Source organism: Streptomyces sp. NPDC017225 (assembly GCF_044331465.1).
Taxonomy (GTDB): domain Bacteria; phylum Actinomycetota; class Actinomycetes; order Streptomycetales; family Streptomycetaceae; genus Streptomyces.
This window is the reverse complement of the sequence record NZ_JBIRNE010000001.1, coordinates 571,341-583,343: the sequence shown is the minus strand read 5'-3', so window position 1 is coordinate 583,343 and position 12,003 is coordinate 571,341. Positions and strand designations below refer to the sequence as shown.

The window sequence follows — 12,003 nt, the reverse complement described above, 5'->3', positions numbered from 1 at the left end:
CGTCGGGCCGAACGGGTGCGCTACATTTTGCAGCGCCTTGACCACGATCACTCACGATCTCTCACGCTACGGAGCCGGCAACCCCATGAGCGACATCGTCAACGGACTCGGCCGTGCCACCGCCTACGGCGGTCTGGGCCTGGTCCTCCTGGTCCTCGGCATCGTCCTGGTCGACGTGCTGACACCCGGAAAGCTCGGCCGGCAGATCTGGGAGCAGCGCAACCGCAACGCGGCCATGGTGCTCAGCTCCGCGCTGCTCGGCATCGGCGGCATCGTCTTCACCTCCATCTGGACGACGTACGAGGACTTCGGCAAGGGGCTGGTGTCGACCGCGGTGTTCGGGCTGCTGGGCCTCGTGATGATGGCCGTGGCCTTCCTGGTCGTCGACCTGATCACCCCGGGCCGGCTGGGCGAGACCCTGGTCGAACCGGAGCCCCACCCGGCGGTGTGGGTGACGGCGTCCTGCAACCTTGCCGTCTCCGCGATCATCTCGGCATCCATCGCCTGACGCGCTTTCGGGGCCTCGCCCGCGCCGTGACTCAGGAGACGGTCGCGGGCGGCGGGGACCAGCGTCGGGTGCGGGAAGCGGCGCCAGAGACGCCGTACTCCTTCCTCAGCTGTTCGGGGATCGCGTAGTGCATGACGCGTCCGCGGGTGAGGGAGGAGAGTTCGAGAGCCGTGGTGAGGTGGCCGAGCCGGTCGAGCGCCCACGCGCCGAGCGGGGAGCGGTCCTCGATCGTCTCCAGGATGCCGAGGAGGTGCGGGGCGGCCTTCACGACGGTGTCCCAGCTGGTGCGGGGCACCTCCAGCCAGTCGGCACACGTGTCGCCGACGAGGTAGCGGATCAGGGCGGACACGACCGGGTCGAAGAGAGTACCCGGGACGACTTCCTCGTACAGGTCGATCAACTGCCGCGTCAGGTGGGCCCCCTCCTCGGACGGGCCCATGTGCCGCAGCATGTACAGGTCGAGGAACCGCCGCGCCTCGTCGAGGGTGGTGGGCACGGCCGCCTGGTCGACGCCGAGCATGGCTCCGACCACACGCCAGGCGTAGAAGTAGGCGTCCGCCCCTTCGGCGGACATGTGTACGCCGAGACGGTGCAGGCTGTCCAGGACGGTCAGGGAGAAGAACATCTGCCCGCCGATCATGTCCTCCTGACAGATCGGTACGCCGAGGGTGCCGGTGTCCCAGCGGTTCTCCCGCTTCAGGTGGTGGCGGATGGCGGCGTGCAGCAGGCGTACCTTCTGGGCGGCCGGGACGAAGCGTCCGCCGGCTTCGAACGCGTCCGGCCGCATGAGGTAGACGGTGAACTGGCCGGTCTCCGCCATCCGTTTGGACGGGTAGCTCAGCCCGTGGGTGGCCGACAGCAGTTTGGCGACGTGCGGGACGACGTAGCAGGCGGGCATCGACGCGAACGACAGGGCGGTGGAGACGTGCACGTTGTTGTCGATGAAGAACAGGCGGGCCTTCTCCATCTCGGCCCAGTCCACCCAGTCCGGAGGGGTGCCGGTCGTCCGCAGGTACTCCCGGGCCACTGAGGGGAGGCCGTCCGGGAGTTGCTGGCCGGTGGTGGAGACGTAGCGCATCAGGGAGTTGAACTTGCCGACCTCGCCCCGCTCGAAGAGGGTGGCGACGACAGCGTCGGCCAGTTCGTCGCCGTCGCGGCGCAGGGCGTCCATCGACGTCTCGGTGTAGGTCATCGGGGTCTCCTCGTCAGTGGATGCGGTCGGTGGCCTGCCGGGCGAGTTCACGCAGCGCCCGGCGCGCCCGTGGGGGCGTCCCGGCGTCGTCCAGGGCGCGGGTGGCCCGTTCCACGCGGGCGTGGATCATCCGCTCGACCCGTTGCGGCGCCTTCAGCTCGAGCATGAGGTCGCGCACCTCGCGCAGATGGCTTCCGTCCAGGTCGCTCCGCCCGAGCACACCGCGCAGCCACTCCCGCTGGGAAGCGTCGGCGGCCTGCCAGGTCTCGGCCAGCAGTGCGGTGGGCCGGTGGGCGCGCAGGTCGTCCAGGCCGGCCTTGCCGGTGTGTTCCGGGTCGCCGAAGAGGCCGAGCAGGTCGTCGCGGAGCTGGAACGCCTCACCGAGCGGCAGGCCGTAGGCGGTGTAGGTGTCGCGCAGCGCGGTGGGGGCGCCGGCCAGCAGGCCGCCGATGAGCAGCGGGTGCTCGACGGTGTACTTGGCGGTCTTGTACCGGACGACCTTAAGGGAGGTCGCGGTGTCCGGCCGTCCGCCGGTGTGCAGGATCTCCAGGCACTCGCCGGCGATGAGTTCGCGGGCGAGCGCGGCCCACAGGTCCCGGGCGCGGGCGAGGTAGGCGGCGGGGAGCCCGCTGGTGGTGAACAGCTGCCCCGCGAGGGCCATGAGGTGGTCACCCACCAGCATGGCCAGGGAGCGGGCCGCCGTACGGGCCCGGCGGCGGCCGTCCCGGACCAGTACGGCTTCCAGGGCGACGTGGGCGGTGGGCAGGCCGTGACGCAGGGCGCTGTCGTCGATGAGGTCGTCGTGGACGATGGCCGCGGCGTGCACCAGCTCCATGGCGGCCGCCGCCCGTACCAGGGCGTCGCTGTCGGGCTGTCCGGCGGCCCGCCAGCCCCAGTAGCAGAAGGCCGCCCGCAGTCTTTTGCCGTGCCCGGCCGCGTTCCGCAGTTGCCCGGCCACGGGTGCGAGGGCGGTGTCCACGGCCACGAGGTGGCCGGCCTCCTCGTCCAGGAAGTCCCGCAGGACGCCGTCGACTCGAGCTTTGAAGGCGGCCGGGTCCCAGCGGTCAGACATCGCCGCCGTCGGCTGCCCGCCGTGCCTTCACGTGCTGGGCGAGTACCTCCAGGTGGGCGGGGGGCACGTTCGTGCAGCGGTCCAGGGCCAGCCTGCCCCGGGCCTGGAGATCCTGTTCCGCCTCCCGCACCAGGTCGGCGGTGTCCGAGCGGCTCAGGAGCCCGCGCAGTCCGCCCACCGCGGTGCCGATCGTGCTCACCGCCAGATCGGCGAGTCCGGCGACCAGCAGCACGGCCTGGCCGTCCGGGCCGCCGCCCCGTCGCGTCGAGTGCGTCATGCTTCTCCCCCAGGGTCGGGTCGTCACCGATGCGCCTGGTCAACGGCGCATCCGGTCAGAGCATGACCGTGCACCCGGGGCAGAAGATCCCGAATACCCCATCGAGCGACACGGGGAACAGGTGTCAGACGGGGTCCGTCTCGGTCGCCCTCAGTCGTCTCCCCCGCTCCCGCGCCGGCCGGAGCTCTTCGAACCGCGCGCCAGTTCGCCCGCCGCCAGGGTCACGGCGGACACCGCACGCACCCAGCGCGGACCGCCCCGTGCCGCCCACACGACGCAGACGCATCCTCCGACGACGAGTACGAGGACACCGGACAGGACCAGTACGGCCATTTCCCTTCCCCTCCCCTTCCTGCTCGCGTTCCCGGGTCCGCCCCATCCTGTCAGCCGACGGCGGGTCCGCAGCCGGGCGGGCGGGGCCCCCGGCCGGCCCAACATCTCTCCTGCCTCCGCCGGTGTCCGTGCCAGGCTGGCTCCCGATACCCGGATACCGGCCGGTCCCCGGCGACCAGCACGGACAGAGCGGAGACAGCGATGCTGCTCAGTCTTCAGGAGCGGGAGCGCCTGATGATCTACACGGCTGCCAAGCTGGCGCAGGAACGCCGGGAGCGCGGCCTCAAGCTCAACCTCCCGGAGGCCACGGCGGTCATCTCCGCGTTCCTCCTCGAAGGGGCCCGCGACGGACGCACCAAGGCCGACCTCCAGGACGCGGGCCGGGGGGTGCTGCGCCGGGACGAGGTGATGGACGGCGTGGCCGACATGCTCGCCCAGGTCCAGGTGGAGGCCACCTTCCTCGACGGCACGAAGCTGATCGCGGTGCAGGGGCCGATCCAGTGAGCGAGCGCCAGCAGCGTCCGGGCAGTGGCAAGTCCCTCGTCCCGGGCTCCGGGAAGGGCGAGTCGACCGGTCTGGTGCAACCCGGGGCGGAGTCGGCCGACGAGCCCGGCGCGCCCGGCCAGATCATCTACGGTTCCGGCCCGGTGACCATCAACGCGGGCCGTCCGGTGATCAGCGTCTCGGTCGTCAACACGGCCGACCGTCCGGTCAGCGTCGGCTCGCACTACCACTTCGCCGAGGTCAACCCGGCACTGAGCTTCGACCGGGAACGTGCCTGGGGACACCGGCTGAACATCCTGGCAGGCGGCATGCGGCGCTTCGACCCGGGTGCGACCGTCGAGGTCGAACTGGTGCCCCTCGGCGGCCGGCGCGTCGTACGCGGGCTGCGCGGCGCGTGTGGAGGAGCCCTCGATGGCTGAGATCGACCGGCGCACCTACGTCGCCTCGCTCGGGCCCACCAGGGGCGACCGGATCCGGCTCGCCGACACCGACATCCTCATCGAGGTGGAGGAGGACCGGTGCGTCGGCGGCGACGAGACCGTCTTCGGCGGCGGCAAGTCGGGGCGGGAGTCGCAGGGGCAGTCGCACGCCACCCGGGCCGAGGGCACCCCGGACCTGGTGATCGGCGGCGTCGTCGTGCTGGACCACTGGGGCGTCGTCAAGACCGACGTGGGAATCCGCGACGGGCGGATCGTCGCGCTCGGCAAGTGCGGGAACCCCGACATCATGGACGGTGTCCATCCGGACCTGGTCGTCGGCCCCTGCACCGAGATGGTCAACGGCAGCGGACTGATCATGACGGCCGGCACGGTCGACACCCATGTCCACTTCGTCTCCCCCGACATGTCGATCGTCGCCCTGGAGGCCGGCACCACGACCCTCGTAGGCGGCGGCACCGGCCCCACCGACGGTTCCAAGGCGGCCCTGGCGACGCCGGGCGGCTGGTGGATGGAACGGATGCTGGAGGGGTTCGAGCCGTGGCCGGTCAACGTGCTCTTCCTCGGCCGGGGCAGCACGGTCAACGAGGAGTCCCTGTGGGAGCAACTGCGTTGCGGGATGGGCGGCTTCAAGGTCCACGAGGACTGGGGTGCCACTCCGGCCGTCATCGACACCGCGCTGCGCGTCGCCGACGCGGCCGGGGTCCAGGTGGCGATCCACAGCGACACCCTCAACGAGGCCGGGTTCGTCGAGGACATGCTGCGCGCGGTCGACGGCCGCACCTTCCACGCCTTCCACACCGAGGGCGCCGGCGGCGGCCACGCGCCGGACATCATCCGGATCGCGGGCGAGTCGTGCGTACTGCCGTCCTCGACCACGCCGACCCGTCCCTTCACGGTCAACACCGCCGACGAACAGCTCGACATCTGCCTGATCGCCCATCACCTGAACCCGCAGGTCCCGGCCGAACTCGCCTTCGCCGAGAGCCGGGTGCGCGCGTCCACGATGGCGGCGGAGGACATCCTCCAGGACATGGGGGCCATCTCCGCGATGAGCTCCGACGCCCAGGCGATGGGCCGGCTCGGCGAGGTGGTGCGGCGGACCTGGCAGACGGCGCACGTGATGAAGAGACTGCGCGGCTCCCTGCCCGGCGACGGCCGGGCCGACAACCGCCGCGCCCGACGCTACGTCGCCAAGTACACGATCGTCCCCGCGATGATCCACGGCCTCGAACGGGAGGTCGGTTCCGTCGAACCGGGCAAGCTCGCCGACCTCGTCCTGTGGGAGCCCGCCCTGTTCGGGGTGCGTCCGACGGCGGTCTACAAGTCGGGCATGGCCGCGATGGCGCTGCTCGGCGACCCCAACGCCGCCGTCCCCACCCCGCAGCCGGTGCTGCCGAGGCTGGGGTACAACGTCGGCACCAGGGCCGCCGGGGCGACCAGTGTGGCGTTCGTGGCGCCGGCCGCGATCGAGGACGGCCTGGCCGACCGGCTCGGCCTCGCCCGCGGACTCGTCCCGGTGGAGAACACGCGGCGCCGGGCCAAGGCCGACCTGCCGGAGAACGACGCGCTGCCGGCCATCGAGGTCGACCCGGACACGTTCACCGTACGCATCGACGGAGAGGTGGTCGACCACGAACCGGCCACCGAACTGCCGATGAACCACCGTTACTTCCTGTTTTGACCGGGGCCCGGGTCTCGACCGCCGGCGCCGCCGGGACCGCGGCCCTGCTGATGCTGGCGGACGGGCGCTTCCCCGCGGGCGGTCACGCCCACTCCGGCGGTCTGGAGGCGGCGGTCGCGGCGGGACGGGTGTCGGACCCCGACACCCTGGAGGCGTTCCTGCGGGGGCGCGTCGCCACCAGCGGGGCCATGGCCGCCGCCTTCGCCGCGGCGGCCTGCTCGGCGTTCGACGGCGTTCCGCCGGAAACGGACCGGGAAGACCGGGAAGACCGGGAAGACCGGGAAGACCGGGAAGACCGGGGGGACTGGAGGGACTGGGAGGACGGGAAGGACCGGATCACCGCGCTGGACACCGAGTTCGAGGCGCGCACCCCGGCGCCCGCGCTGCGCGCCACCTCTCGCAAGCTCGGCCGGCAACTGCTGCGAGCCGCCCGGGCGGTCGGCTCGCACCCGGGGCTCGACGCACTCGCCACCGCGCTGCCGGGTGGCCCGCACCAGCCCGTGGCCCTCGGCGCGACGGCCCGGGCGCTCGGTCTCACCCCGCACGCGGCGGCGGCCGCCGCGCTGCACGACGCCGCGACCGGCCCGGCGACGGCGGCGGTCCGGCTGCTGGGACTCGACCCCTTCGCGGTGCACGCCGTCCTCGCCCGGCTCGCACCGGAACTGGACCGACTGGCCGCCTGGGCCGCCGGCCGCGCCGACGTGCCCGCCGGCGAACTGCCCGCGTACGGCGCCCCGCTGCTCGACATCTCCGCCGAACTCCACGCCACCTGGGAGGTGCGTCTCTTTGCGTCCTGACCGACACGAACCCGAAAGCCCCGACCGGCACGGTCCCGGAGGTCCCGACCGGCACGGTCCCGGGGGTCCCGACCGGCACGACTCCGAGCGTCCCGGCCCGCGCGACCCGGAGGAGGAGCACGCGCACGGCCACCCGCCGCGTCCCGGCCCCACCGCGGGCCGGCTGCCCCGGACCCCGGGGCGACCGCTGCGGATCGGCCTCGGCGGCCCGGTGGGGTCCGGCAAGACCGCACTGGTGGCGGCGCTGTGCCGGTCGCTGGCCGACGAGTTGCGACTGGCCGTGGTCACCAACGACATCTACACCACCGAGGACGCCGACTTCCTGCTGCGCAACGGCGTACTGCCCGCCGAACGCGTCCGGGCGGTCGAGACCGGCTGCTGCCCGCACACCGCCATCCGTGACGACATCTCCGCCAACCTCGAGGCCGTGGAGGACCTGGAGCGCGACCTGCCGCCACTGGACCTGATCCTGATCGAGAGCGGCGGTGACAACCTCACCGCCACCTTCAGCCACGGTCTGATCCACCACCAGATCTTCGTGATCGACGTGTCCGGGGGCGACAAGGTGCCCCGCAAGGGCGGGCCCGGGGTGACCGTCTCGGACCTGCTGGTCATCAACAAGACGGACCTCGCCGGACAGGTGAACGCCGATCTGTCGGTGATGGCCCGCGACGCCAAGGACAAGCGCGGCGACCTCCCCGTCCGCTTCCTGTCCCTCGTGGAGGACCCCGCGGCCCACGAGGTCACCGCATGGGTGCGCGGGCTGCTGGCCGAGGGCGGGTGAGGAGGGAGCCATGACACAGGCGACGGCCCGGCTGGCCACCGAGCTCGCCGGCCATGGACCAGGGCGGGCCCACACCCGTGTCCCGGTGCTGCGATCCGGGTGGCCGCTGATGCTGCGCAGCACGGCACCGCTGGCCCGCACTCCGGTCACCGAGTGGGCCTGTCGCACGGCCGACCCCGCCCGGGTCCATCTGGCGGCCGGCGCCGCGGGACCGCTCGGCGGCGACCGGCTGCGCCTCGAGGTCCGGGTGGGACCCGGCAGCGCCCTCGTGCTGGGAGAGATCGCCTCCACCCTGCTGCTGCCGGGAACGTACGGCGAGGAGTCCCGCCTGGACGTCCGCGTCCACGTGGGCGCGGGCGCGGCCCTGGCCTGGCTTCCGGAGCTGGTGATCACGGCGCACGGCTGCCGGCACGTCAGCGACACCCGGATCGTGCTGGAGACCGGCGCCCGGCTGGTACTGCGGGAGGAGGTGCTGTTCGGCCGGCACGGCGAGCCCTCCGGCCGGTACCGCCAGCGGGTGCGCGTCGAGACCGAGGACGGCCCGCTCTACGACCAGGAACTCGGCGCGGGCCCCGCATCGCCCGGATGGGACGGTCCCGCCGTCACCGCCGGATGCCGTACGGCCGGCACGCTGCTGGTCGTGGATCCTGGCCTGGCGGCCGACGACGGCGCGCCCACCTCGCTCGGCGGTCCCGAGACGGCCCTCATGGAGCTGCCCGGCGGGGCAAGGCTGCTCAGCACGCTGGCCCCCGACACGGCCGGCCTGCGGCGGCGGCTCGACCGGGCCATGGCCCGTCTGCTCACCGGCGCGCAGGAGACCACGGCCCTCCGGGCGACCGGCGTGTGAGCCGTTCACCCGGCCCGCTCGACGCTCCACCGCGGCAGGTGCTCGAAGAAGGAGACCGCCTCCCCGCGCCACCTCGGGCGCCAGCCCTCGGCCACCAGGCGGGCCTGCTCCGCGTACCCCCGCATGTCCGCCCGCATCCGGTCGGCCACCCCTCGGCGCTCACCGATCTCGCGGACCGCGGCGACGGTCCGCGGCGTGCAGGAGGGGTTTCCCAGTGCCTCTTCGACGACGGCGCGCTCGGCACCGCTCACGGCGGACAGCAGACGCGCGACGGTGTAAGTGTGCCTGCCCTCGCGGAGGTCGGTGCCCGTCGGCTTGCCCATCGCCGCCTCGTCACCGAACAGGTCCAGGTAGTCGTCGCGCATCTGACCGCAGATGCCGACCAGTCGCGCGTAGCGGCGCAACTCCTTCTCGTGAGTGCCCGGTTGTTCGCCCGCGGCCAGGAGCCCGAGCTGCAGCGGGGCGAGGACCGAGTAGCGGGCCGACTTGTGGTCGGCCACGTCGTGCAGGACTTCGTCGTCCGGCGCCTCGGCGGCGAAGTCGCGCTCCAGGTCGGCGATCTGGCCCACGAACGTGTCGGTCGCGGCCCGGGTCTGCACCTCGACCATGGCCTGGCGCACCTCGGCGGGAAGCCCGGCGTCCAGGAGCACGCGCAGCGAGAGGGCGAGCGCGAGGTCGCCCGCGAGTACGGTGAGCCCGAGCGCCGCCCGCGGATGCCGGGGGAACCTCTCCCGGTAGGCGTAGTAGGTGGTGGGTCCGCCCCGGCGGGTGGCACTGTCGTCGATGAGGTCGTCGTGCACCAGGCCGTGGGTCTGCAGCAGTTCGACGCTCAGCGCGGCGGCGTCCAGTCCTTCTACCGGCTCGTCACTCACCAGGCGCGCGGCCTCGTGGAGCAGCACGACCCGCATCCGCTTGCCGCCCCGCAGGGACAGGTCGCGCAGCAGCTCCAGGCAGTCCGGGGTGAAGCGGCTGAAGGACGGCGCCTCCAAGGTCGTGCCCAGCGTGTCGAAGTACTCCGCGAAGAGCGTGTTGAACCGTCGCTCGTACCGGGCGACACGGTCCAGCGGCTGCTCGGTCATGACGAAGTCCTCCTGAGGATGGGGCGGGTGACACGCCAGCAGTGTGTCAGGGGGCGCCCGCCCCGCGAGCGGCACGGTCGCGGCTGTCGAAGACGCCGCAAAACGGGATCAGTCGGCATTCGAGTTGAAGGAACCGAGGACATACCTCCATCATTCCTCCATGTCTCTCACGTCTGCCGCCGCCGATCCGTCCGTCCTGCGCGACTACGCCTTCGAATGGGCGTTGGTCGACGTGGAGACCTCCGGTCTCGTGCCGCGCCGCGACCGGGTGCTGTCCGTGGCCGTGGTGACGCTGGGCCCGGACGGTGAGCAGACCGGGGAGTTCTCGACCCTGCTGGATCCGGGTTGCGACCCGGGGCCGGTGCACGTGCACGGTCTGACGGCCGAGCGGTTGCGCGGAGCGCCGGCCTTCGAGCAGGTGGCCGAGCGGATCGGCGCGCTTCTCGAGGGCCGGGTGCTGGTCGCCCACAACGCCCAGTTCGACTACGACTTCCTCGCCCACGAGTTCGCGCGGGCGCGGCTGCGACTGCCCGTCGCGAGGCGGCTGTGCACGCTGGCCCTGAACCGTCGCGTGGACCCGCCGACCGACGATCTGAGGCTCGGCACGCTCGCCGCGCACTACGGCGTCCCTCAGGTGAAGGCGCACGACGCGCTGGACGACACCCGGGTGCTGGCCGGTGTGTTGCGCGCCTCGCTGCGGGAGGCGGCGCAGCTGGACCTGTCGTTGCCGCTGGTGGCCTGCCCGCCCCGGCAGGACGCGCGGTTCGCGCCGAAGCCGCCCAGGACGCCGTGCGCCTTCCGCAACCCGGGACGGCTCACCCCGGGCGGGCCGCTGGTGCAGGGCATGAAGATCGCCGTCACCGGGGAGACGGTGACCGCACGGGCGGACCTGCTGCTGCGGGCCGCCGGCGCGGGGCTGAACATGGTGTCCTCCGTCAGCCGGCACACCAGCGCCCTGGTCACCAATGACCTCTCGACCGGCTCCGCCAAGGCCCGGCGGGCGCTCACCGAGGGGGTTCCCGTCATCGACGAGGCGGCCTTCCTGCGGCTGCTCGGCGATGTCCGGCCCGGCGTCTCGCACGAGGGAGCCCCGTCGGGGACCGACGCCGCCCCCTTGGCCGGCACGGCCGCGCTGCCGGCCGTCCCGACGCCGCGCGGGCCCGAGGTGGCCGAGGTGGCCGAGGTGGCCGAGGTGGCCGAGGTGGCCGAGGTGGCCGAGGTGGCCGAGGTGGCCGAGGTGGCCGACACGCAGGTCACCACCGCCGCCCTCCCCGACCCCGCCGTGCGGACGGAACCTGCCCCGCCGGCCACGGCCCCCAAGCCCGGCAGGCGTCCCGGCAAACCGCGTGGCCCGCTGAGCGGACGGCGGGTGCTCGTGCTCGGCGGCACGCACCCCGACGCGGTGGCCGCCCGTACGCGCGTCGTCGAGCTCGGCGGGGCCGCTGCCATCAACCTGTCCGCCGGCGTCACCGACGTGGTCGTCCTCGACGGCGGCGACAGCGACCGCAGGCTGGCGCGCATCACCGCGCTGCTGCTGCCCGTCCACGACGCCGCGTGGCTGGTCGCGCCGGTCGTGACGGCGGGGCCTCGGGCGGACGAGCGGCGCACTGCCGCACATGTGCTGCCGCGCGGCGGCGTCGTCGATCTGCCGCTCCAGCAGGGCCGTGGGCCGGAGCACCGCTGGACGGTCACCGCGTCCTGGGCGCAGCAGACGGCGTGCGACATCGACGTGGTCGCGTTCGTGCTGGACGAGGACGAGCAGGTCTCCTTCGACGAGGACTTCGTCTTCTACGGCGCCCCGGAGAACCCGGGCGGGACGGTGCGGCTGCTGAGCGACGGTCCGACCGAGCAGACCGTCAGCGTGGACCTCGCCACGCTGCCGCCGTCGGCCCGCAAGGTCGTCGTCGCCGCCGCCATCGACGGCTCCCCCGCGTTCGGCGACGTCGGCGCGCTGCACATCGTCTCCGGCCCCGGCAGCAGTGCGGCGGCCCTCGCCCAGGCCACGCTGGACGCGGCCACCACCGAGCGCACCATGCTGCTCGCGGAGATCTACCGGCGCGGGCAGAGCTGGCGGCTGCGGGCCGTCGGCCAGGGCTACGACCACGGTCTCGGCGTGCTTGCCCAGGGCTACGGCGTCGAGGTCGCCGACTGACCGCCGCCCGCCCGGGCAGCGCGAAGAACATCGCCGGGTTGGCCGAGTCGCGCAGCACGACCTGCGTGAAGCCGGCCACGTGACCGAGCCTGGCCAGTTCGGCGTCCAGGTCGGGCGCGTCGAAGTCGATGTCGACGCCCTTGAGCCGGGCGGCCTCGGCGAGCAGGGCGCGCACCGGCTCGGTCAGCCGGACCGGGAAGGTGTGCCGCCCGATGCGGGTGAGGGACTCGGCGAGGTCGGTGACGGCGTTCTCGTCGTCGGTCGACGAGCCGTGCCCGGCGCGGCCGAGGCCCGGGTGGGTGCTGCGACGCGCCGTCCGGTCGCTGGAAGAGCGCCC

Annotated in this window: 13 protein-coding genes and 1 pseudogene; 8 read left to right on the top strand and 6 right to left on the bottom strand. The window is 73.1% G+C overall.

The window, feature by feature from the left end:
• Positions 1-85: 85 nt before the first annotated feature.
• The gene (locus tag ACH4NX_RS02605; protein WP_351393795.1) at positions 86-508 is read left to right on the top strand and encodes a DUF350 domain-containing protein; all 423 of its coding nucleotides are present in this window, start codon (positions 86-88) and stop codon (positions 506-508) included.
• Positions 509-539: 31 nt separating this feature from the next.
• Here the strand turns inward: ACH4NX_RS02605 and ACH4NX_RS02600 are convergent, their stop codons facing one another.
• The 4 genes from ACH4NX_RS02600 to ACH4NX_RS02585 all read right to left on the bottom strand — a co-directional run bounded on the left by ACH4NX_RS02600 (position 540) and on the right by ACH4NX_RS02585 (position 3,382).
• Positions 540-1,700: an oxygenase MpaB family protein gene (locus ACH4NX_RS02600; RefSeq protein ID WP_351393792.1), complete on the bottom strand. Its 1,161-nt coding sequence runs from the start codon at positions 1,698-1,700 to the stop codon at positions 540-542.
• A gap of 13 nt (positions 1,701-1,713) precedes the next feature.
• On the bottom strand, positions 1,714-2,772 hold the full coding sequence (locus ACH4NX_RS02595; RefSeq protein WP_351393789.1) for a polyprenyl synthetase family protein: 1,059 nt from the start codon (positions 2,770-2,772) through the stop codon (positions 1,714-1,716).
• Positions 2,765-3,049: a polyprenyl synthetase gene (locus ACH4NX_RS02590; RefSeq protein WP_351393787.1), complete on the bottom strand. Its 285-nt coding sequence runs from the start codon at positions 3,047-3,049 to the stop codon at positions 2,765-2,767. Before ACH4NX_RS02590 ends, ACH4NX_RS02595 begins: the two co-directional genes overlap by 8 nt.
• Before the next feature lie 150 nt (positions 3,050-3,199).
• Complete coding sequence (locus ACH4NX_RS02585; protein WP_351393784.1) at positions 3,200-3,382, bottom strand: hypothetical protein; 183 nt, start codon at positions 3,380-3,382, stop codon at positions 3,200-3,202.
• A gap of 201 nt (positions 3,383-3,583) precedes the next feature.
• Between ACH4NX_RS02585 and ACH4NX_RS02580 the strand changes: the two genes are divergently transcribed.
• The 6 genes from ACH4NX_RS02580 to ACH4NX_RS02555 all read left to right on the top strand — a co-directional run bounded on the left by ACH4NX_RS02580 (position 3,584) and on the right by ACH4NX_RS02555 (position 8,435).
• On the top strand, positions 3,584-3,886 hold the full coding sequence (locus ACH4NX_RS02580; RefSeq protein ID WP_279561037.1) for an urease subunit gamma: 303 nt from the start codon (positions 3,584-3,586) through the stop codon (positions 3,884-3,886).
• Between the two features lie 74 nt (positions 3,887-3,960).
• Entirely contained in the window at positions 3,961-4,305 is a 345-nt protein-coding gene (locus tag ACH4NX_RS02575; protein ID WP_351394101.1) for an urease subunit beta, read from the top strand.
• Positions 4,298-6,007 carry an urease subunit alpha gene (locus ACH4NX_RS02570; protein WP_351393780.1) on the top strand — a complete coding sequence of 570 codons (1,710 nt, stop codon included), beginning with the start codon at positions 4,298-4,300 and terminating at the stop codon, positions 6,005-6,007. The genes ACH4NX_RS02575 and ACH4NX_RS02570 overlap by 8 nt, the downstream gene beginning before the upstream one ends.
• Before the next feature lie 50 nt (positions 6,008-6,057).
• Complete coding sequence (locus ACH4NX_RS02565; RefSeq protein ID WP_398127505.1) at positions 6,058-6,804, top strand: urease accessory protein UreF; 747 nt, start codon at positions 6,058-6,060, stop codon at positions 6,802-6,804.
• A gap of 163 nt (positions 6,805-6,967) precedes the next feature.
• Positions 6,968-7,588 carry an urease accessory protein UreG gene (ureG, locus tag ACH4NX_RS02560; protein ID WP_351394094.1) on the top strand — a complete coding sequence of 207 codons (621 nt, stop codon included), beginning with the start codon at positions 6,968-6,970 and terminating at the stop codon, positions 7,586-7,588.
• 10 nt (positions 7,589-7,598) lie between these two features.
• Entirely contained in the window at positions 7,599-8,435 is an 837-nt protein-coding gene (locus ACH4NX_RS02555; protein WP_351393777.1) for an urease accessory protein UreD, read from the top strand.
• Positions 8,436-8,440: 5 nt separating this feature from the next.
• Here the strand turns inward: ACH4NX_RS02555 and ACH4NX_RS02550 are convergent, their stop codons facing one another.
• Positions 8,441-9,514, bottom strand: a complete 1,074-nt coding sequence (locus tag ACH4NX_RS02550; protein WP_351393774.1) for a polyprenyl synthetase family protein — start codon at positions 9,512-9,514, stop codon at positions 8,441-8,443.
• A gap of 160 nt (positions 9,515-9,674) precedes the next feature.
• On the opposite strand from ACH4NX_RS02550, the gene ACH4NX_RS02545 reads away from it, so the two are divergent.
• Positions 9,675-11,666 (top strand): TerD family protein, encoded by a 1,992-nt coding sequence (locus tag ACH4NX_RS02545; RefSeq protein ID WP_398127394.1) that lies wholly within the window; start codon positions 9,675-9,677, stop codon positions 11,664-11,666.
• Here ACH4NX_RS02545 and ACH4NX_RS02540 read toward each other — a convergent pair.
• Positions 11,635-11,952, bottom strand: a pseudogene (locus ACH4NX_RS02540) (hypothetical protein); the annotation flags it as partial. The gene ACH4NX_RS02545 and the pseudogene ACH4NX_RS02540 sit on opposite strands and share 32 nt — an antisense overlap.
• Positions 11,953-12,003 lie beyond the last annotated feature (51 nt).

What these genes read in the sequence shown, in the direction of transcription:
- ACH4NX_RS02550 (WP_351393774.1), bottom strand. Translation starts at nt 9,514, where the DNA reads ATGACCGAGCAGCCGCTGGACCGTGTCGCCCGGTACGAGCGACGGTTC.
- ACH4NX_RS02565 (WP_398127505.1), top strand. Translation starts at nt 6,058, where the DNA reads ATGCTGGCGGACGGGCGCTTCCCCGCGGGCGGTCACGCCCACTCCGGC.
- ACH4NX_RS02545 (WP_398127394.1), top strand. Translation starts at nt 9,675, where the DNA reads ATGTCTCTCACGTCTGCCGCCGCCGATCCGTCCGTCCTGCGCGACTAC.
- ACH4NX_RS02555 (WP_351393777.1), top strand. Translation starts at nt 7,599, where the DNA reads ATGACACAGGCGACGGCCCGGCTGGCCACCGAGCTCGCCGGCCATGGA.
- ACH4NX_RS02585 (WP_351393784.1), bottom strand. Translation starts at nt 3,382, where the DNA reads ATGGCCGTACTGGTCCTGTCCGGTGTCCTCGTACTCGTCGTCGGAGGA.
- ACH4NX_RS02580 (WP_279561037.1), top strand. Translation starts at nt 3,584, where the DNA reads ATGCTGCTCAGTCTTCAGGAGCGGGAGCGCCTGATGATCTACACGGCT.
- ACH4NX_RS02595 (WP_351393789.1), bottom strand. Translation starts at nt 2,772, where the DNA reads ATGTCTGACCGCTGGGACCCGGCCGCCTTCAAAGCTCGAGTCGACGGC.
- ACH4NX_RS02605 (WP_351393795.1), top strand. Translation starts at nt 86, where the DNA reads ATGAGCGACATCGTCAACGGACTCGGCCGTGCCACCGCCTACGGCGGT.
- ACH4NX_RS02570 (WP_351393780.1), top strand. Translation starts at nt 4,298, where the DNA reads ATGGCTGAGATCGACCGGCGCACCTACGTCGCCTCGCTCGGGCCCACC.
- ACH4NX_RS02590 (WP_351393787.1), bottom strand. Translation starts at nt 3,049, where the DNA reads ATGACGCACTCGACGCGACGGGGCGGCGGCCCGGACGGCCAGGCCGTG.
- ACH4NX_RS02600 (WP_351393792.1), bottom strand. Translation starts at nt 1,700, where the DNA reads ATGACCTACACCGAGACGTCGATGGACGCCCTGCGCCGCGACGGCGAC.